Annotated in this window: 19 protein-coding genes; 6 read left to right on the top strand and 13 right to left on the bottom strand. The window is 55.6% G+C overall.

Translation table 11 applies throughout. The annotated features are described in order from the left end of the window. A partial coding sequence (locus Q4544_RS14745; protein ID WP_303507541.1) for a universal stress protein occupies positions 1-232 on the bottom strand: 232 nt, incomplete at its 3' end. A 155-nt stretch (positions 233-387) separates the two neighbouring features. Here Q4544_RS14745 and Q4544_RS14740 point away from each other — a divergent pair. After that, entirely contained in the window at positions 388-855 is a 468-nt protein-coding gene (locus tag Q4544_RS14740; protein ID WP_303507540.1) for an Lrp/AsnC family transcriptional regulator, read from the top strand. Here the strand turns inward: Q4544_RS14740 and Q4544_RS14735 are convergent. The 4 genes from Q4544_RS14735 to Q4544_RS14720 are packed head-to-tail and all read right to left on the bottom strand — an operon-like array spanning position 852 to position 4,741. Then, positions 852-1,778, bottom strand: a complete 927-nt coding sequence (locus Q4544_RS14735; RefSeq protein WP_303507538.1) for a metal ABC transporter permease — start codon at positions 1,776-1,778, stop codon at positions 852-854. The two genes, Q4544_RS14740 and Q4544_RS14735, sit on opposite strands and share 4 nt — an antisense overlap. After that, entirely contained in the window at positions 1,775-2,980 is a 1,206-nt protein-coding gene (locus Q4544_RS14730; RefSeq protein WP_303507535.1) for a metal ABC transporter permease, read from the bottom strand. Before Q4544_RS14730 ends, Q4544_RS14735 begins: the two co-directional genes overlap by 4 nt. Position 2,981: 1 nt before the next feature. Continuing rightward, a complete protein-coding gene (locus Q4544_RS14725) occupies positions 2,982-3,785 on the bottom strand; it encodes a metal ABC transporter ATP-binding protein (protein ID WP_303507534.1) in 804 nt (267 codons plus the stop codon). A 2-nt stretch (positions 3,786-3,787) separates the two neighbouring features. Next, positions 3,788-4,741, bottom strand: a complete 954-nt coding sequence (locus tag Q4544_RS14720) for a metal ABC transporter solute-binding protein, Zn/Mn family (RefSeq protein ID WP_407063053.1) — start codon at positions 4,739-4,741, stop codon at positions 3,788-3,790. A 183-nt stretch (positions 4,742-4,924) separates the two neighbouring features. Here Q4544_RS14720 and deoC point away from each other — a divergent pair, with 183 nt between their 5' ends. Genes deoC through Q4544_RS14705 form a run of 3 tightly spaced genes read left to right on the top strand, consistent with a single transcriptional unit; the run spans position 4,925 to position 8,956 of the window. Further along, positions 4,925-5,917, top strand: coding sequence for a deoxyribose-phosphate aldolase (gene deoC / locus Q4544_RS14715; RefSeq protein ID WP_303507533.1), 993 nt, complete (start codon positions 4,925-4,927; stop codon positions 5,915-5,917). 10 nt (positions 5,918-5,927) lie between these two features. Next, positions 5,928-8,273, top strand: a complete 2,346-nt coding sequence (locus tag Q4544_RS14710; RefSeq protein WP_303507531.1) for an aldehyde dehydrogenase family protein — start codon at positions 5,928-5,930, stop codon at positions 8,271-8,273. Next, the gene (locus tag Q4544_RS14705) at positions 8,270-8,956 is read left to right on the top strand and encodes an NAD(P)H-binding protein (RefSeq protein ID WP_303507530.1); all 687 of its coding nucleotides are present in this window, start codon (positions 8,270-8,272) and stop codon (positions 8,954-8,956) included. Before Q4544_RS14710 ends, Q4544_RS14705 begins: the two co-directional genes overlap by 4 nt. 22 nt (positions 8,957-8,978) lie before the next feature. On the opposite strand, the gene Q4544_RS14700 is transcribed toward Q4544_RS14705, so the two are convergent. After that, on the bottom strand, positions 8,979-9,341 hold the full coding sequence (locus Q4544_RS14700) for a hypothetical protein (RefSeq protein WP_303507528.1): 363 nt from the start codon (positions 9,339-9,341) through the stop codon (positions 8,979-8,981). A 136-nt stretch (positions 9,342-9,477) separates the two neighbouring features. Between Q4544_RS14700 and Q4544_RS14695 the strand changes: the two genes are divergently transcribed. After that, positions 9,478-9,852, top strand: a complete 375-nt coding sequence (locus Q4544_RS14695; protein ID WP_303507526.1) for a MerR family DNA-binding transcriptional regulator — start codon at positions 9,478-9,480, stop codon at positions 9,850-9,852. A gap of 3 nt (positions 9,853-9,855) precedes the next feature. Here the strand turns inward: Q4544_RS14695 and Q4544_RS14690 are convergent, their stop codons facing one another. Genes Q4544_RS14690 through Q4544_RS14680 form a run of 3 tightly spaced genes read right to left on the bottom strand, consistent with a single transcriptional unit; the run spans position 9,856 to position 13,065 of the window. After that, positions 9,856-10,377: a GNAT family N-acetyltransferase gene (locus Q4544_RS14690; protein WP_303507524.1), complete on the bottom strand. Its 522-nt coding sequence runs from the start codon at positions 10,375-10,377 to the stop codon at positions 9,856-9,858. 52 nt (positions 10,378-10,429) lie between these two features. Next, a complete protein-coding gene (locus tag Q4544_RS14685; RefSeq protein WP_303507523.1) occupies positions 10,430-11,734 on the bottom strand; it encodes a pitrilysin family protein in 1,305 nt (434 codons plus the stop codon). Beyond that, the gene (locus Q4544_RS14680; protein WP_303507542.1) at positions 11,731-13,065 is read right to left on the bottom strand and encodes a pitrilysin family protein; all 1,335 of its coding nucleotides are present in this window, start codon (positions 13,063-13,065) and stop codon (positions 11,731-11,733) included. The genes Q4544_RS14685 and Q4544_RS14680 overlap by 4 nt, the downstream gene beginning before the upstream one ends. A 214-nt stretch (positions 13,066-13,279) precedes the next feature. Here Q4544_RS14680 and Q4544_RS14675 point away from each other — a divergent pair, with 214 nt between their 5' ends. Then, positions 13,280-13,756, top strand: coding sequence for a hypothetical protein (locus tag Q4544_RS14675; protein ID WP_303507521.1), 477 nt, complete (start codon positions 13,280-13,282; stop codon positions 13,754-13,756). Between the two features lie 75 nt (positions 13,757-13,831). Here Q4544_RS14675 and Q4544_RS14670 read toward each other — a convergent pair whose 3' ends face one another. The 4 genes from Q4544_RS14670 to Q4544_RS14655 all read right to left on the bottom strand — a co-directional run bounded on the left by Q4544_RS14670 (position 13,832) and on the right by Q4544_RS14655 (position 18,350). Next, on the bottom strand, positions 13,832-14,347 hold the full coding sequence (locus Q4544_RS14670) for a DUF3035 domain-containing protein (protein ID WP_303507519.1): 516 nt from the start codon (positions 14,345-14,347) through the stop codon (positions 13,832-13,834). Between the two features lie 50 nt (positions 14,348-14,397). Continuing rightward, positions 14,398-14,868 carry a signal peptidase II gene (gene lspA / locus Q4544_RS14665; RefSeq protein WP_303507516.1) on the bottom strand — a complete coding sequence of 157 codons (471 nt, stop codon included), beginning with the start codon at positions 14,866-14,868 and terminating at the stop codon, positions 14,398-14,400. Between the two features lie 130 nt (positions 14,869-14,998). Next, complete coding sequence (purH, locus tag Q4544_RS14660) at positions 14,999-16,588, bottom strand: bifunctional phosphoribosylaminoimidazolecarboxamide formyltransferase/IMP cyclohydrolase (RefSeq protein ID WP_303507514.1); 1,590 nt, start codon at positions 16,586-16,588, stop codon at positions 14,999-15,001. Between the two features lie 19 nt (positions 16,589-16,607). Next, a complete protein-coding gene (locus Q4544_RS14655; protein ID WP_303507511.1) occupies positions 16,608-18,350 on the bottom strand; it encodes a heparinase II/III family protein in 1,743 nt (580 codons plus the stop codon). Between the last annotated feature and the right edge of the window lie 129 nt (positions 18,351-18,479).

The raw sequence follows: 18,479 nt of genomic DNA, 5'->3' as shown, positions 1-18,479 counted from the left end.
GTGCATCAACAACAGGTTTCATAAGAGCGGTTTCAGCACGCTCTAATTCTTCACGACGGCGCTTGTGGCGCTCTTCCAACTCGGTTGGTGTCAGGAAGGAGTAAGGGGACCACTCAAGCACATGAGCGACCACGACAGATCCCCCCAATGCCTTAGCGCGGTCTACAGCGAAATCCAGCGCACGTTTGGCTGCGTCGCTGCCGTCAAAACCGACGACGAATTTTTCGGACATAGGTGTCACTCCCGATTATTTTTATAGTTGCGCGTCAAACTGACGCGATGACAACCTAACTTGTCAAGAGAGGCAATTGTTCTTGAAGTTCGCGACTTTTTGAGAAATTATCGAAAACAACACCCATAACTGTACATATTCTGAGAAAATTTCCGATGGATCGCAAAGACAGTCGAATTCTTTCCATACTTCAAAAAAACAGCCAGATTTCTATGGCCAAGCTGTCAGAACAGGTGGGAATGTCGCTGTCTGCATGCCATCGTCGGGTAAAAATGATGGAAGCGGATGGGAGAATTTCCCACTATTCCGCACAGGTAGACCGATTAAAAATTGGTCTCGAAGTACAGGTCTTCATTGAGATTAAACTCGTTTCGCACCACCGATCCGACCTCGAAGCCTTCGAAGAAGCGATCCTTCGATTGGATGATGTGCTGGAATGCCATCTGATTTCTGGTGAGTTTGATTATCTGATCCGTGTGGCCGCCCGCAATGCCAGCGACTTTGAAAGCCTATATCGCGATCGCTTGGCAGAGATTCCTGCCGTTCATCAGATGAAAACGTTACTGAGTCTACGCACTGCCAAAGAATTCAACGGTTACGATCTGGCCTCTATCGCCGGTTAACCCACCGGCGCGCCACTGCGTGTACGGCACGGCGCAAACATCGCGGCAACCGCAAGAATCAGCCCCGAAATCGTCGCGATCATTCCGGCGGCACTTACCGCATGGTTCGACCCAACCCAGATCGGCCCATAACCCGCCAAAACATACCCCAGTACCGCTGACAAAGCTGCGAAAACCACACTCCACGCGATTTGCACTTCCAACCGATTGGTCATCAGGCGCGCCGCAGCGGGCGGGCAAATGAACATCGCAATCACAATAATTGACCCCACCGCATCAAACGCCGCCACCGCAGCCACTGCTGCAACAACAACCAAAGCCAAACCAATCACACCCGTCGAAACTCCAACCGCCTGTGCAAAGCTTGGATCAAAGGTCGATATCTTCAGCGGCCGCCAAAACAACCAAATAAACGCAGCAACACCAAGCAAAGTCAGGAATATCCGCGGCAACTCCTCCGGCAATCCTGCCAAGGCAACCGGGTCGGTCAGGCTTTCCCAACCAATCGCATCCAACCAGATCAGGCTTTCCAAATTGCCATACAGTGCATGCTCCACATCCAAATGAACGCTCGAGGTATCGGTTTGCTCTAGCAGCAGAACACCCGCCGCGAACATCGCCGTAAAGGTCACGCCCATCGCGGCCCCCGGTTCAATCTTTCCCAAACGACGGATCGCCTCGATCATGCCCACCGCAATCAAACTCGCACCAGCTGCGCCCAACATCATGGGCCAAGCCGACACAGCGCCAGTCAACAAAAACGCAACCACGATCCCTGGCAAAACCACATGGCTGATCGCATCCCCAATCAACGCTTGCCGACGCAGCAACAGAAAGTTCCCCGGCAATGCACAGGCAATCGCGGCAAACACACCGATCAACAAGGGTGTCAGACTTAGGGGAACGAATTCCGCACCACTCATGCGCCCACTCCCTTTGGTCCACCAATGCGGCGGTCGATTTCTTCTATCTGATCTGACGTCAATACAGTCTCTAACGCACGCAAACCGTCATATAACGCGGCGGCACCTTCAAGAGCTTGGTCCGCCCGCACCAACTCCCAACGTTTTTCATCCCGCAACGCCTTCGCTGCACGCGCCTTGCCTTGGTCTGTCACAACGCCGTCTTTTTCAACCAACCCAGCCCGCCGCAACAAGCGCAGCGTAAAGCCCTCGTAAATCGGCTGCCCCTGCGCCAAAGCCAACAAGCCCTGCCGCATATGCACCCGCCGCTGAAACCGCCGATGCCGCAAGAACGCTGCCAAAACCCCACGCGACGGGGCAAACAACAACGACAGCGCAAAGAACGCAAAGCTGACCAAAACAATGATGGGACCCGTTGGCAAAGACGGCGCCGCCGCAGACAAAGCCGCCCCAACAAACGCCGACACGCCACCCAAAGCCCCTGACAGCCAAACAACCCTGTCTGTCCGATCACTCCAGAACCGCGCAGTAACAGGGGGGATGATCAACATCGCGACAATCAAGATCAGGCCAACAATCTTTAGGCCAACAACCGTAACAGCCATCGCCAAGCCCATGATCGCCAAATCAATCCGCGCCACGTTCAGGCCAGAGGCCGCCGCATATTCCGGATCAAAGGCCACCAATGTCATCGGCCGCCGCAACGCCATAACAACCGCCAAAGTCAGCACGCCGCCAACCACGATAATCATCGCGTCATTCCAAAGCATGCCAGCCGTCGATCCCAGCAAAAAGCCTTCCAGACCCGCCTGCCGACCGGCCGTCATCGTCTGAATGATCGTTAGCAACACAATGCCAAAGCCAAAGAACACCGACAGCACCGCTCCAATCGCGGCATCCTCGGCCAAACGCGTGAACCGCGTCAGCCACCCGATGCACAGCAACCCAAATCCCGCCGATACAGCCGACCCAAGCAACAGCCCCAACAGGCTGCGCCCATCGCCACCCAAAGCCACCATCAACATGAACGCAATGCCAACCCCCGGCAAAGTCGCATGGCTAATCGCGTCACTGACAAGCGCGCGTTTACGAAGGAAAAGAAAGGTGCCAGTCACGCCGGCCGCTACGCCCAAAAACATGGCGCCCAAGGCCACCAGGGTCGCATTGTACCCCAGTTGCAACGTCAATGCGTCTAACCACATATCAGCCTGCCGCTAAATCCAGCTGATCAATCTGCGCCATGGCCAAACGGCCCCCGTAGGCGGCATTCAGATGTTCAGCGGTAAAGGTCGTCGCAACCGGCCCTTCGGCTACTTTGCGCGTATTAATCAAGAACACGCGGTCGAAATACTCAGCCACTGTTGCCAAATCATGATGCACGGCCACAACGGTTTTGCCTTCGTCCTTAAGGGACTTCAGAACTGAAATAATCGCCTTTTCAGTCGCCGCATCCACACCGGCAAATGGTTCGTCCAGCAGATACAAATCCGCCCCCTGCGCCAAAGCCCGCGCCAAGAACACGCGTTGCTGCTGGCCACCAGACAGTTGCCCAATCTGACGATCCGCAAAATCAGTCATGCCAACACGATCCAAACACGCCATCGCCTTGGCAACATGCTTTGCACGAACCCGCTTCAACAAGCCCAACTCGCGATACAAACCCATCTGCACCACGTCGATCACCCGCGTCGGGAAATCCCAATCAACAGAGGCCCGCTGCGGCACATAAGCAATCCGGTGGCGCTGCCCCTTCAGGGCCTTGCCATAAACCGTCGCTCGACCAGCCAGCGGAGAGATTACCCCCAAAGCGGCCTTTAATAGGGTCGATTTCCCCGCACCATTCGGGCCAATGATCGCTGTCATCGCGCCTTCGGCCACGGTCATGTCAACGGAAAACACAGCAGGCTTTTGACCATAGGAAACCGTCATACCGCGCACAGCCAATGGGCTTTGATCTAATCCCAACTCAGTCGGGGAACCGTGATCTGTTGCTAATGCAATACTCATATTCAAAACCCAGCACTCAATCTGCCGTTCATACCGCGCCCGGGCACGTCACCACCCAAAGCACCCGCAATCACCGTGACATTGTGATCCAACATCCCAAGATACGTGCCTTCGTAAGTGCCATCATGCCCCATCGCATCACTAAACAGCTCACCACCGACAGAAACCTTATGCCCACGAGCTGCCGCACCCTCGATCAGCGCCCGCATGCTGCGATCTGAAACAGAGCTTTCGACAAACACCGCGCTGATTTTACGTTCAACCAACAGGTCCACCAACTCACCCACACGGTTCAAACCAGCCTCGGATTGGGTGGAAATCCCCTGAATGCCCAGCACGTCCATGCCATAAGCCTCACCGAAATAGCCAAAGGCATCATGCGCTGTCACCAAAACCCGCGCAGACTCTGGCACAGTCGCCATCGCGTCCCGCGCATAGGTCGTCAACCGCGCCAACTCCGCCAAATGCACCGATGCATTCGCAGTGAAAACTTCGGCATTCTCTGGCTGCGCGTCAATCAACGCATCTCGCACTTCTTCAACGACGCCAGACCAAAGCGCCGGGTTCATCCAAACATGCGGGTCATATTTATCTGCGTAATCGTCATGGCTGCGCAACAGGCTCTTATCCAAACCTTCGGCAACAGCTACGACATTCCGTTTTTTGCCCAGATCATGAAAGAAATCTTGCATCTGCGCTTCTAAGAACAACCCATGCCACAGCACCAAATCCGCGCGTGTCATCGCAACAATATCGGTCCGCGTCTGACGATAGGCATGCGGATCAACACCCGGCCCCATCAAACCACGCACATCAACATGCTCTCCACCAACCTGACGCGCTGCATCCGCAATCATGCCCGTTGTCGCGACAACTGATAGCTTTTCGGCCGCATAAACCGGCGCTGCAATCAATGTCGCAGCCGCTGCCATAAAGAGTCGTCGAGAGAATCGCATTTAGGTCGTCCTTCGCTGTTCTACCTGTTTATGAGAATTATTCGCAACAAAGTCAACGCAATTGAGAATTATTCGCAGGAGAGATTGACCATTTGGTCAAAACTTAGCGTAACGCCGCCCACAAATGCTTGAATTGTGATGCCATGCATGACAGCCTAGTCCAGTTCTGAACGCGAGTGAGTTATGCAAGCCACCACCATTAAAACCGACACGCACCAACTGCCCCAAGCGGTAGAGCCGCGTAATCCGGGCATGCCGCTAGATCTGGATTGGGTCAGCAGCGTACAAGCCAACACCTCGGCCATCGAACGCCGAGCCAAAACCATTTCCGGGCGCCGTTCGGTCAAAAAAGACTACCAAGCCGCGTGGCTCCTCAAAGCCATTTCGCTGATTGATCTGACAACACTGTCGGGTGATGACACCGAAGACCGCGTAAAGCGTCTCTGTGCCAAAGCCATGCAACCCGTTCGCGCAGAACTGCTCGAAACTCTAGGTGTGCCTGAACTGACCACCGGTGCAATCTGCGTCTATCACGACATGATAGACACCGCCGTCACCGCGCTTAGCGGCTCTGGCATTCCAGTCGCTGCAGTGTCCACCGGTTTCCCAGCGGGCCTATCTCCGTTCCACCTTCGCGTCGAAGAAATCCGCCAATCCGTTGCAGCAGGCGCAAAAGAAATCGACATCGTCATTTCCCGCCGCCATGTCCTACAAGGCAACTGGCAAGCCCTCTATGATGAAATGAAAGCCTTCCGCGAAGCTTGCGGTGATGCCCACGTCAAAGCCATCCTCGCAACCGGCGAACTTGGCACATTGCGCAATGTCGCCCGCGCCTCTCTTGTCTGCATGATGGCCGGTGCTGACTTCATCAAAACCTCAACCGGCAAAGAAAGCGTCAACGCGACCCTGCCCGTGTCATTGGTTATGATCCGCGCCATCCGCGATTTCTACGACCGCACCGGCTACCGCGTTGGATACAAACCAGCGGGCGGCATTTCCAAAGCCAAAGACGCGCTGGTCTATCTTGCCCTGATCAAAGACGAACTCGGCGATCGATGGCTCCAACCAGATCTCTTCCGCTTTGGCGCGTCCTCGCTTTTGGGCGACATCGAACGCCAGCTCGAACACCACATCACCGGCAAATACTCCGCGGGCTACCGCCACGCGATGGGTTGAGGACGACATCATGACTGTAAAAGAAATCTTCGACACCATGGAATATGGCCCCGCCCCGGAATCCGCCGCCGATGCCCTTGCATGGCTCGTGGACCAAGGCTCCAGCTTTGGCCACTTCATCAACGGCGACTTCACCAAAGCCACCGACAGCTTTGACAGCAAGAACCCAGCCACCGGCGAAACCCTCGCAAAACTGTCCCAAGCTGGTCAATCCGACGTTGACGCAGCCGTCAAAGCAGCCCGCGCAGCCCAAGGCAAATGGGGCGCCTTGCCCGGCCACAGCCGCGCGCGCTACCTCTATGCAATTGCCCGTCTGATCCAGAAACACAGCCGTCTTTTCGCTGTGTTAGAGACACTTGATAACGGCAAACCGATCCGCGAAAGTCGCGATATCGACATCCCACAGGTGCAACGCCACTTTTATTACCACGCGGGCATGGCCCAACTGATGGACGCCGAATTACCCGACCGCGAGGCACTAGGCGTCTGCGGACAAATCGTGCCGTGGAACTTCCCACTGCTGATGCTCGCATGGAAAATCGCGCCGGCCATCGCCATGGGCAACACCGTTGTTCTAAAGCCTGCCGAATACACATCACTAACGGCCCTATTGTTTGCAGACATCTGCCGCCAAGCGGGTCTGCCCAAGGGCGTGGTCAACATTGTCACCGGCGACGGTGCAGTGGGCGAGATGATCGTAAACCACAAAGACATCGACAAAATCGCCTTCACCGGCTCGACCACCGTGGGCCGCAAAATCCGCGAAGCCACCGCAGGCTCCGGCAAAGCGCTCACATTAGAACTCGGCGGCAAATCCCCCTACATCGTCTTTGATGACGCTGACATCGACTCCGCCATCGAAGGTCTGGTTGACGCGATCTGGTTTAACCAAGGCCAAGTTTGCTGCGCAGGCTCCCGCCTCTTGGTCCAAGAAGGCATCGCAGACGCATTCTACAAAAAACTCCGCGCCCGCATGGACGGCCTGCGCATCGGCAGCCCACTCGATAAATGCATCGACGTTGGCGCAGTCGTAGACCCTGTTCAGCTTAAAACCATCACCGATATGGTGGATGCCAACACCGATGGTCAAACCTACGTCGCCGACTCGCCACTACCAGCCGACGGTTGCTTCTACGCACCAACACTGATCACCGGCCTGTCGACTGCATCCAAATTGATGCAAGAAGAAATCTTTGGCCCTGTCCTCTGTTCCATGACCTTCCGCACCCCATCCGAGGCCGTGGAAATCGCGAACAACACCCGCTACGGTTTGGCCGCAACGCTCTGGACAGAAAACGTAAACCTCGCCCTCGACATCGCACCAAAACTGGTCGCTGGCGTGGTCTGGGTCAACGCAACCAACCTCTTTGACGCCTCCGCCGGTTTCGGCGGCGTCCGCGAAAGCGGCTTTGGCCGTGAGGGTGGATGGGAAGGCCTGCACGCCTACACCAAACCCATCTCTGCCACCAAAAAGCTAACCAAGATCGAAGCCTTTACTGGCGACGATGGCCCAACCGATCCACTAGATCGCACAGCCAAGCTGTACATCGGCGGCAAACAAGCCCGCCCAGACGGCGGCTATTCGCAGAACGTCTATTCGTCCAAAGGCAAGCTCTTGGGCCAAGCCCCCATCGCCAACCGCAAAGACATCCGCAACGCGGTCGAAGCGGCAGCAGGCGCAAAAGCATGGTCCAAAACCACCGGCCACTTGCGCGCACAAATCCTCTACTACATCGCCGAAAACCTCTCGGCCCGCGCCGAGGAATTCGCCAAACGCATCGACGCCCTCACCGGCAAACGCGGCGGCGAGGCCGAAGTGCAAACCGCCATCTCGCGCCTCTTCACCTATGCCGCATGGGCCGACAAATACGATGGCCAAGTCCACGGTGTCCCCATCCGCGGCGTGGCTTTGGCAATGAAAGAACCCGTCGGCGTCATCGGCGCGATCTGCCCAGACGAGACCCCATTGCTTGGCCTCATCTCCCTGATGGCCCCCGCCATCGCCATGGGCAACCGCGTGGTCCTAACCGCGTCAGAGGCCTTCCCACTCGCAGCACTCGACTTCTACCAAGTGCTCGAAACATCGGACGTGCCAGCAGGGGTGGTCAACATCCTCTCCGGCAACCACGCCGAACTCGCCCAAACCCTTGCCGATCATTTGAATGTCGATGCGGTGTGGAGCTTCAGCTCCTCTGACATCTCCGCCGACATCGAAAAAGCAAGCGCCGCCAACCTAAAACGCACTTGGGTCAACAACGCCCAAGCCCGCGACTGGTCCGGCCCAGACGGCGAAGGCCGCAGCTTTCTAGAAGCTGCAACAGAAGTCAAAAACATCTGGGTGCCCTACGGCGAATGACCCAAACGACACCTCCCCTAAATATCGTGATCCTCGGCGCCACTGGCGCCGTGGGCACCGAGGTGATGAAACAACTTGTTCAGATGCCAAATGTGGCGCGGATCACGGTTCTAACCCGCCGCCCTCTAACCGCCGTCGCCCATGATAAAATCGCTGAACACATCGTAGATGTGCTCGACCCCACCACCTACGCGCACCTACTGGCAGATCACGACACAGCCATTTGCACCCTTGGTGTGGGGGCCGTGTCATCCGTGACCAAAGAAGAATTCTTGAAAGTAGACCGCGACGCCGTGATTGCCTTTGGCACCGCATGTAAACAGGCCAACATCAAACACTTCGAACTGCTGTCGTCTGTGGGCGTCGACCCAAAATCGCGCATGTTCTTTCTGCGCAGCAAAGGCGAACTCGAGGACGCGCTCAAAGCACTCCAATTCGAGCGCCTTAGCCTCTTTCACCCCAGCAACATCATCACGCCAACCAATCGCTACGGATTTGGCCAAGCCATCGTTCTAAAACTCTGGCCCAAACTAAACCCAATTCTGATCGGCCCCCTGCGCAAATACCGCGGTATTAGGGTCGAAACCTTAGGCCAAGCCTTTGCGCTGAACACACAGCACAAAGGCCAAGGTATTGAGATACTGGAATGGGATGCCTTCCAATCTCTAACCGCCCGCACCTAAGCCACGGACGCTTACACCTAAGTCAGGCATTCACGCCGGGGCGCAGCAAGCTTTTCGGCGCACCAAACAGGCTGATCAACGCGAACAGAACCTCAGGCACCAAAAAGCCCCAGACAATCGGGCTGATTCCGGACATCAGCGCATTGATCATCGCAATCGAAAACAAAACGCGCCCAATACCGTCAAACACCCCCATGCGCGGATCGCCAATATACAGCCGTGCAAGTGACCAGATCACCACAACCGACCCAAAGAAATTGCCAAACAGCACAGCGTGAACATCCAACTCTGGCAATGGCGCAAAGCCCAGCGTGTCATTCAACGGACCAAACACAGACCCCCACATAAACGCCAACGTAAATGCCGTTGCAAACGGCCACGTCACGATCAAATCGTACCAGGCGGAAAACCTAAAAAACTTATTATATGCTGCCTCAGAGAGCATGAGTTGTCCTTCCAAACATTGTTTGGACAGGCTATAAACCTTGGACATAAGTCCAAGGTCAACAGGTTTATCACATATGAAAATCGGCGAACTCGCCCAGCGCACCAATGTCAGCACCGACACCCTGCGCCTTTATGAAAAACAGGGCCTCATTCGCTCCGAACGCCGCGACAACGGCTATCGCGATTTTGACCAAGGCATGGTGCGCCTCGTAAACCTCATCCGCCTCGGCCAAAAAATGGGTTTCACCCTGCGCGAAATGAAAGAGGTGATAGACGTCATCGCCAACCGTTCCCTCAGCACCGAAGAAACCGCCAATCTGCTACAACAAAAGCTAGATGACGTAGACGCAAAGATTGCAGAAATGATCAAACTCCGCGGCCTCTTGGCGGATACCCTGAACCAAGTATGCCCCCTGCAAGCCACATCCAAACCGCAGGTCATGGCCTGACCGCTAGCGCACCTGTAATACAAACATGTCTGTATCACTTGATGACATCGCCGCATCGCGACGAAACCCGGCCTTCTGCAACACACGCGCCGAGCCGGGATTGTCCAACCCAACACCGCCAATCAACCGAACACGGCGCCCCGCCGGGACAGCGGCAACAAACCCAAGCAACAGTTCGGTGGCAAAACCCTGCCCCCAAGCCTGCTCATCAAACAAATATCCAATATGCGTGTCTATTCCGCCCTGACCGTCCTCAAAACTGGCTGTGATCAGCAAGCCCAAAACAGCACCAGACGCACGATCCAAAATCAGAAACGTCATACCATCCTGCGATTGCCGCTGAACCCACTCCGCAATCTGATCCGGCCCACCAGAAAGCTGCAACGGTGGGGGTAAGTGCTTCAACACATCCGGCGTCAACATCCGCACCAACGCAGTGTTCAGCCAATCAGGCACAACACCACCCCGCACATGCGGCGACCAATCTGCGACCCTTAATCGGGACGTTTCAAAATCTGACAACATAGCTAACCCTCCAGATAGACAGGCGACCCAAGGGCCGCCCATCCCGCAGAATTCAGCCGTCTTGCGCGGTCGGCTGTCCAACGATCACAAAATGCAAATCATCCGGCCGCATAACCCGCGCCGCAACACGCTTTACGTCGTCCAACGTCACAGCATTCACCTTGTCGTTCCGCGTCACTGCATAGTCGATCGGCAGATCATCCATCTGCATCCCAACCAGAATATTCGCAATCGGCCCATTGCCATCAAACCGCAACGGGTAGGCTCCGGTCAGATAGGTCTTGGCCCGCTCTAACTCTTCAATGGTCGGACCCTCGGTCGCCATCCGCGCCCATTCGTCACGAATAACATCAACCGCCTGCGTGATCCGATCATTCGCGGACGCCACGCTACCCAGATACAGATGCCCCAAATCCTTAGGGATCAAATAGCTGTTCACACCATAGGTCAGCCCGCGCTTCTCGCGCACTTCGGTCATCAAACGGCTTTCAAAGCCGCCGCCACCCATGATCACATTCAGGACATAGGCCGCAAAGAAATCAGGATCGTCGCGCTCAATACCCTCATGGCCAAACACAGCAACAGACTGCGGCGTCGCATAATCCACCAAGGTTTCACCCCCCGCCAAGTCATACGTTGCTGGCCCCGGCAAAGCCGCACCCGTCGCTGGCAGGCCCGCCAAGAGTTCGTCCAACAACTGCCCCAGCTCGATTGCCGAAATATCGCCAACAGCAGAAACATAGACTCTATCAAGGGCCAAAGCGCCCTGATGCGCCGCCAAAATATCATCGCGGCTCAACGCCTTTACGCTGTCCTCCGTGCCATTCAATGACGTCGCATAGGGATGATCCCCAAAGGCCAGCTTATCAAACGTCTGGCTCGCGATCCGGTCTGGGTCTTTCGCGTCCGAGCGAATGATCGACACCACCTGATCCTTCACCCGCGCCAACGACACCTCATCAAACCGAGGCGCGACAATCGACTTGCGCAACAAGGCCATCGCCTCATCGCGGTTCTCGGTCAGAAACCGCGCCGAAATCATCACCGCGTCATCAAACGCATCATAGTTAAATTCCGCAGCCAGCTCTTCTGCCGTCCGTGCGAAATCCATCGCGTCCATGTCGCCGGTGCCTTCTTCCAACAAGCCAACCATCAAATTGGTCGCCCCACGTTTGCCCGGCAAATCCAACGTCCCGCCACCCTTGAACCGCAACTCTAGCGCCACGAATGGAATCGAGTGTTCTTCGACCAACCACGCCGTCACACCAGCGGGGCTAACCACCTCTTGAATCTCAATTTCCGCGCGCGCTGGCAAAGCCGCCAGCACCGCGACCGCCGCAATTACAAATCGCATCATTGGCTGACCTCCGCCTGAAGTTCAGGGCGCATCAACCACCCGGTGACTGAATTGTTCTTGTCAAAAATAGCCTCGGCCGCCGCAACGATCTCTTCACCAGTGATAGATTGCAAAATCTCTGGCCAATCGCGCACGTCCTGAATGGTCAAACCGCTGGTCAACGCACGACCATACCGATTGCCCACACTATCCGCCGCATCCCGTGCATAAATCTGGCTCGCCCGCAGCTGCATCTTGATCCGGTCCAGATGCTCTGGGTCCACCCCATCTTTGATGAACTGCTGAACCGTCTTGTCCAACGCGGCTTCACCATCTGCCAGTGACACACCCTCAGCCGGAACAATCACCAAATTGAACGTCGCATCATCCAACGACACACCGCTGTAAAACGACGAGACATAAACCGCCTCTTTCGTCCCAAACTGCAACTCCCGCGCCAGCACCGAATTCGGCCCACTGCCCAGAACCTGCGCCAGCATCGTCAACGCCGCAGCCTCCCGCTGATCACCCGCGTCACGCTCTGGCGCCAGATAAGACCGCGTCACATATTCCTGCGACACACGCGGATCACGAAACTCCATCCGCCGCGCGGATGTCTGTGGCGGCTCTTGCGGGCGCACACGTTCCGGCAAATCCGGGTTCGCTGGGATCACACCATAATACGTCTCTGCCAGCGTCTTAACGTCTTCTGGGTACACATCCCCCGCTACAACCAAGATCGCATTGTTGGGCGCATAAAACGTCTCGTAATAGGCCAGGGCATCATCCAAGCCCAAGTTCTCCATCTCGTGCTTCCAACCGATGATTGGCACGCCATACCGATGGTTCAAATACTGCGCCGCAATCCGCTGTTCCCGAAACAACGCCCCTGCGCTGTTCTCTGTCCGCTGATTGCGCTCTTCGATGATCACATCCCGCTCAGTCGCAATATCGTCTTCTGACAGACGAATATTCACCATCCGGTCGCTTTCCATCTGCATCATCAGCTCCAGCCGATCTGCCGCCACCCGCTGATAATACGCCGTGTAATCATAGCTGGTGAACGCATTGTCCCGCCCACCATTGGCACTGACCACCTTAGAGAACTCACCCGATTCTAGGGTATCCGTCGCCTTAAACAGCAAATGCTCAAGAAAATGCGCAACGCCCGAGACCCCCGGCTGCTCGTCTGCGGATCCAGCCTTGTACCAGACCATATGCATCACAACAGGTGCTCTGTGATCCTCGACCACCACAACCTGCATGCCATTATCCAGCATAAAGTCGGTCACCATCTCTTGGGCCCTTAAGGGCAGAGCCGCCAAAGCCGTAAGCCCCGCCAGCATCATCATGCGCCGCATGAACATCTCCTCATATGTTTCAAAAGGATAGTTACGCCCTATCCACAGGTCTTCAACCCTACCAACGGCTTTGTGAGCGAATGATGGCGAAAAGGGGATTGCTCAATTCGCGGGCCGGTCCAAGCATTGACCTCTTTAAGACTCAAAGCAAACTCTCGACTATTCCGCCTATTATGTCAGTATTAACTCAACAAAGGGGGTATCAATGTTTGATAAATATCTGTCAAGAAATCGTGGTTCCATTGATGCCTATGACAAAATGCTAGCAGATTGCGGAAATTGGTTCCCTTCGGAGCTAAAAATTTTGTGGACCGAATTCGACGCGTCGTATGTGATCGACAATTTTATCGATCTTCAGAATATTGATGACATATTATCTCACGTTATTCAGCTCTCCGAGGTAATATCGTGGTGCCAAGAAAACCCGGACCAATCGTTACAGAAGATCCCCATTTTTGAATCTGAACGTGGCGCTACTGTATTCCTTTATCGCGATCTTGGGAAAGACCCATGTGGCTATTTTTATGTCCACACACACAGTTCGAAATTAGCTGTCAAAATGGGTGATAACTTGAATGCAGTTTTTTCATCGCTTAACTCCAAGCCAATCTCGTTGCCGGAAGGTGCAAAAGTTCTGTCCGTTTGGTCAGACCCAAATTTTGATTTTTCAGATTACGAATAAATAAGATTTGTCTTTGGACGCCAAGCCAACATTCCGCTCACCCCGTCTTACAACGGGGCCAGCAACAAACCCAACCTACTGAACCGCAGGTGCCGTCGGTGTCTTCACGCCACGGGCACGCCAGCGCGCCAATTCGCGGTAGGCGTTCAGGTGATAGAACCGGTACACTTCGTCATACCGATCCGGGTTCGCTAAACGCCAGCCTGTGAATTTTGAGAACCGGCCGCGCACGGCTTCGTCTTCTTGCGCCAGCTGCTCACGAATACCCGTACCGCTGCCCTGACGGGACGCATAGGCCACCAATGCGCTGTCTGATGATGGGAACGATCCGTCTGTCGACGCAGGCTGCGCCCGTCCGCCCAAAGCCACTGCAATATCGCCGCGTGGGTCTTGGTCTGTACGGTTCGCACCGCCCGGTGTCGGGGTTGGCAACTGTGCAAAGGTCTCTGGTGCCTCTAAAGGCTTTGACGGAATAACCGCAAATTCATCCGGGCCAGCGTCGTCAGACGATAGCACTCGAATGCCGCGCTCATTGGCGCATGCCGAGACCAAAAGGGCCAATCCAAAAATCACTGCTCGCGATGTGCGCATTGCATCACTCCTGCCATTCCCGAAAGCTTTAACGCATCCGCAACCGCTCGTCACGCCTGCTTTTTCGTACCACCCCAAATGGCCAGCCCGATTGCACCCGCAAAAATCGCAATATCCGCCACATTAAACGCATAGGGGTTGTCGATCCCACAACATGACATGTTCAAGAAATCGGCAACAGCACCGTACAACAGACGGTCCACCACATTGCCCAGCGCGCCACCAATCAGCAAACCACCGGCAATCAGACCCAGCTTTTGGGGCCGATCCTTTAGCATCCAGTAGTAAACAAACGCGCTGATGCCCAATGCGATGGCAATCAAAATCCACCGCGCTGCCTCGGCACTATTGGACAACAGCCCAAAGTTAATGCCCTCATTCCACGCCATGTGGAAATTCAACAGCGGAGGCAGGACATCAATCTGTCCAATCTCACGCAAATTCAAAGTATGAACCACTAGGTATTTGCTCGCTTGATCCACGAGAAATGCCCAAAAGCCTGCCCAAAATACGAGTCTCATCGCTCGTGCCCTCTATCATTGCACCCCTAAGTGCCGTGTTGCGGATGTGATCCGCGATCCCTGGCCGGACCCTTTTGGGCCTCTGCTGGGAGCCGAATAGCCTGCCCCACATAGGGACAGGCCATAACTATTAGTGGCGGAAGTGACGCATGCCTGTAAAGACCATTGCCAATCCAGCCTCGTCAGCCGCCGCGATCACTTCGTCATCACGCATCGAACCACCCGGCTGGATCACGCAAGACGCGCCCGCCGCTGCGGCCTCTAGCAAACCGTCTGCAAATGGGAAGAACGCATCAGACGCAACCGCCGCACCCTTCGCCAAAGATTCATCCAAACCAAGCGCTTCTGCCATGCGCTCAGCTTTGGTTGCCGCGATCAAAGCTGAATCCAACCGGCTCATCTGACCCGCACCAACACCGACAGTCGCTGCATCTTTCACGTAAACAATCGCGTTAGATTTCACGTGTTTCGCAACTTTCCAAGCAAACAACAAATCACGCAGTTGCTCTTCGGTTGGGGCCACTTTGGTCACAACTTTCAAATCATCCAAGCCAACAAAACCGTTGTCTTTGTCCTGAACCAGATAACCACCAGACACCTGACGGATCGTATCCGCCGCTTCCAATGGGTTCGCCAGACCTTCTGTAGTCAACAAACGCAGGTTCTTTTTCTTCGCGAAAATCTCTTTCGCCTCGTCGCTAGCACCCGGTGCAATCACAACCTCGGTGAAAATCTCAGTGATCGCAGTCGCGGTCTCTGCATCCAACGGCTGGTTCAACGCTACGATACCACCAAAGGCAGACGTACGGTCACAATCAAACGCAGACTTATACGCTTCAACCAAGGTCGCGCCCTTCGCAACACCTGATGGATTCGCATGTTTGATGATCGCACAAGCAGCACTTTCGGCTGGATCAAACTCAGACACCAATTCAAACGCCGCATCTGTGTCGTTGATGTTGTTGTAAGACAGCTCTTTACCTTGATGCTGAACAGCCGTCGCAACACCCGGACGACCAGAGCCATCTGTATAGAACGCCGCAGACTGATGTGGGTTCTCACCGTAACGCAATGTCTGCGCCACAGTACCGGCAACCGAACGACGACGAGGTGTCGCCAAATCAATCGCGCCCGCCATCCAAGTGCTCACGGCAGTGTCATACGCAGCCGTGCGTCCATACGCTGTCTGCGCCAGCTTCTGGCGGAAGGTCAAAGTGGTCTGACCGTCGTTCGCTTCTAGCTCTGCCAACAAGGCATCATAATCTTCAACGTCGGTCACAACGTTCACAAAACCATGGTTCTTCGCCGCAGAACGGATCATCGCTGGGCCGCCAATGTCGATGTTTTCGATGCAAGTCGCGTAATCCGCGCCCTTCGCAACGGTCTCTTCAAATGGGTACAGGTTCACAACCAACAGATCGATCGCGCCAATCTCATGCTCGTTCATCGCTGCAACGTGGCCGTCGTTGTCACGCAGCGCCAACAGGCCGCCGTGCACAATCGGGTGCAGCGTCTTAACGCGACCATCCATCATCTCTGGAAAGCCAGTCACCTCTGACACGTCTTTCACTGCCAAACCTGCATCACGCAATGCTTTGGCGGAACCGCCTGTCGACAAAAGCTCAACGCCACGAGCAGTCAAAGCTTGGCCAAGTTCAATCAGTCCGGTTTTATCGGAAACAGAAATCAGCGCGCGGCGGATAGGATACAGATCGGTCATAGGGTCAGAGTTCCAAAAATCAGTGTGTCAGGTCCAGCTCTTCCCGGTTCAAGTCCCGTATCGCAATTGCGCTTTCTTGCGCCTTAGACAAAGACCACCGGATGCGCGTCGCATACTCCATTGCGACACCGGATAAAACGATCTGTTTGGCCGCACGGGGCTTTAATCGACCTTTTTCTAGGTAAACGGACGGAGACAAAGCCAAATTCGCCCCAGAATTATGTCGAAACACCCAAATTTCACCGCTCTTAAGCGCGATGGATACAGCCATACCGCCTAAATCCACCTCTGCATCCACCTCTGGATGTAAATGGAATCGGGCCTGAAACGGCACGCCTTGCAGGTTTTTGGCATCCATCACCCGATCAAACTGCCGCTTCGCCGGGTCTGTCATGGCCAGCAACAGGTCTTCACCAGCCAGCCCACGCCCGTCAAACGTCAGCTCCAGCGTGCGCGCATGGGTCAGCCCATGCGTCGCCATATAGCCGTCATGCCCACCTTCGAACCGCAACCCATCACTGGCTTGGCTCATCTGGATCGGCACCTCGTCAGGCGCATCAATCAATTGCTCTTCGCGCCAACCAACACCCGCCTCGCCCAGCCGTGCCGACGAAAACCCATCCAACGACAGCGTACTGTGGCTCGGCGTCGCACGCCCCGCCCGTCGCCAGTCTTCGCCAAAGCTCACACCGGACCCACAATTCACAATCACCGGCCGCCGACCACTGGTCACCTCAAACGCTAGGGTCGAGGCATGAGCATTCAGCGAATACGCCCCAACCGGCGGCGCACTGGCGTCTACAATCACGCTGGTCCGCCCAGCCGACAAACGGGCAAAGCCCATCGCCAATCCATCGGCCTGACGATCTTTAATCTCACTCGCCGCAAGCGCTGCATCCAAGCGGCCCTCTTGCCCACGACCGCCACCATGGAACCGCGCCAAGCCACCATCCGCATGACGAAGCGTCCGCAAGGTTGGCGCCACACGGCGGATCGCATCCAAATGCGCAGCACTCGGCGCACGACCCGCGTCTTCCAACGCGGCATTCGCCCACGTCAGCAGCGTGAATATCTCTAGCAGCTCTTCGGGATTACGCGTCGGCATTCCGCCCTGCGCATCAATCTGCGTTTTGCATTCTTTCTCCAGCGCCTTCAGCGCCGGATCAACATGCTCCGCCATGCCCTCCAGTGCCAAACCGGCGTAGATCAATCCTGTCAGCGCCTCAAACCGCGGCAATCCCGCCCCCGCCGTTTTCCAACGACGGCTCAGGAAAATCACCTGCTGGCCCAACGACCGATAAAACGCGTCAGACTGTTCCTTGTCTTGCGTGTGCAGCAGAAAAATCGCGTGGTTGATCCAACGGATCAATCGACGCCCCGCCAAATCCGGCGTCCACCCCGGCCCACGTCCGCGACCATAGCGTTCAATCCAACGCCACACCCAGGTCTGCGCCCGCTTCCGAGTCGCCGCATCGCCAACTGCCGCCATATCGTCCAGCCAAGCAAACCCATGCAGGTCTTGCTCGAATTCCAGATCGGGCGCATCCAGATCCCAAATCGAGGTATCCGGCGCGACAATCAAATGCCCCGCAAAAAGAAAGTTCCCAGCCAGCAACTGCCGCCCCTTGGCGAAAACGCCAATGGTGCGGGGCTCCGGCATGGAGGTAAAACATGTCGCAGGCCGCGCCAACGCACTAAAACGTGCATGCACCCGATGCATGGCACGCGTATATGGCGACCCTGGTCCGTTCCGGTTGAACATTAACTCTGCCTCTACGCTCTTGTGGCGTTTTTTGAGAGTTTACTGCGCATTCAAAATAAAGTCACCGATTGAATCTCGGACTGTCTGGTTGCAAAAACCGACTAGCAAATCCTTGCCGATGTTCGTTAA

This window comes from Cognatishimia sp. 1_MG-2023 (assembly GCF_030548175.1).
In the GTDB taxonomy this organism is placed as follows: domain Bacteria; phylum Pseudomonadota; class Alphaproteobacteria; order Rhodobacterales; family Rhodobacteraceae; genus Cognatishimia.
Note: the sequence above shows the minus strand (reverse complement) of the source record. Positions and strands in the feature narration are given on the sequence as shown.

Bases quoted from the DNA above. Each gene is read 5' to 3' on its own strand.
- Q4544_RS14685 (WP_303507523.1), bottom strand. From the start codon at position 11,734: ATGATGCGATTTGTAATTGCGGCGGTCGCGGTGCTGGCGGCTTTGCCA.
- Q4544_RS14735 (WP_303507538.1), bottom strand. From the start codon at position 1,778: ATGAGTGGTGCGGAATTCGTTCCCCTAAGTCTGACACCCTTGTTGATC.
- Q4544_RS14690 (WP_303507524.1), bottom strand. From the start codon at position 10,377: ATGTTGTCAGATTTTGAAACGTCCCGATTAAGGGTCGCAGATTGGTCG.
- Q4544_RS14680 (WP_303507542.1), bottom strand. From the start codon at position 13,065: ATGATGATGCTGGCGGGGCTTACGGCTTTGGCGGCTCTGCCCTTAAGG.
- Q4544_RS14730 (WP_303507535.1), bottom strand. From the start codon at position 2,980: ATGTGGTTAGACGCATTGACGTTGCAACTGGGGTACAATGCGACCCTG.
- Q4544_RS14740 (WP_303507540.1), top strand. From the start codon at position 388: ATGGATCGCAAAGACAGTCGAATTCTTTCCATACTTCAAAAAAACAGC.
- Q4544_RS14705 (WP_303507530.1), top strand. From the start codon at position 8,270: ATGACCCAAACGACACCTCCCCTAAATATCGTGATCCTCGGCGCCACT.
- Q4544_RS14720 (WP_407063053.1), bottom strand. From the start codon at position 4,741: ATGCGATTCTCTCGACGACTCTTTATGGCAGCGGCTGCGACATTGATT.
- Q4544_RS14725 (WP_303507534.1), bottom strand. From the start codon at position 3,785: ATGAGTATTGCATTAGCAACAGATCACGGTTCCCCGACTGAGTTGGGA.
- Q4544_RS14675 (WP_303507521.1), top strand. From the start codon at position 13,280: ATGTTTGATAAATATCTGTCAAGAAATCGTGGTTCCATTGATGCCTAT.
- Q4544_RS14655 (WP_303507511.1), bottom strand. From the start codon at position 18,350: ATGTTCAACCGGAACGGACCAGGGTCGCCATATACGCGTGCCATGCAT.
- Q4544_RS14695 (WP_303507526.1), top strand. From the start codon at position 9,478: ATGAAAATCGGCGAACTCGCCCAGCGCACCAATGTCAGCACCGACACC.
- purH (WP_303507514.1), bottom strand. From the start codon at position 16,588: ATGACCGATCTGTATCCTATCCGCCGCGCGCTGATTTCTGTTTCCGAT.
- Q4544_RS14670 (WP_303507519.1), bottom strand. From the start codon at position 14,347: ATGCGCACATCGCGAGCAGTGATTTTTGGATTGGCCCTTTTGGTCTCG.
- deoC (WP_303507533.1), top strand. From the start codon at position 4,925: ATGCAAGCCACCACCATTAAAACCGACACGCACCAACTGCCCCAAGCG.
- lspA (WP_303507516.1), bottom strand. From the start codon at position 14,868: ATGAGACTCGTATTTTGGGCAGGCTTTTGGGCATTTCTCGTGGATCAA.
- Q4544_RS14710 (WP_303507531.1), top strand. From the start codon at position 5,928: ATGACTGTAAAAGAAATCTTCGACACCATGGAATATGGCCCCGCCCCG.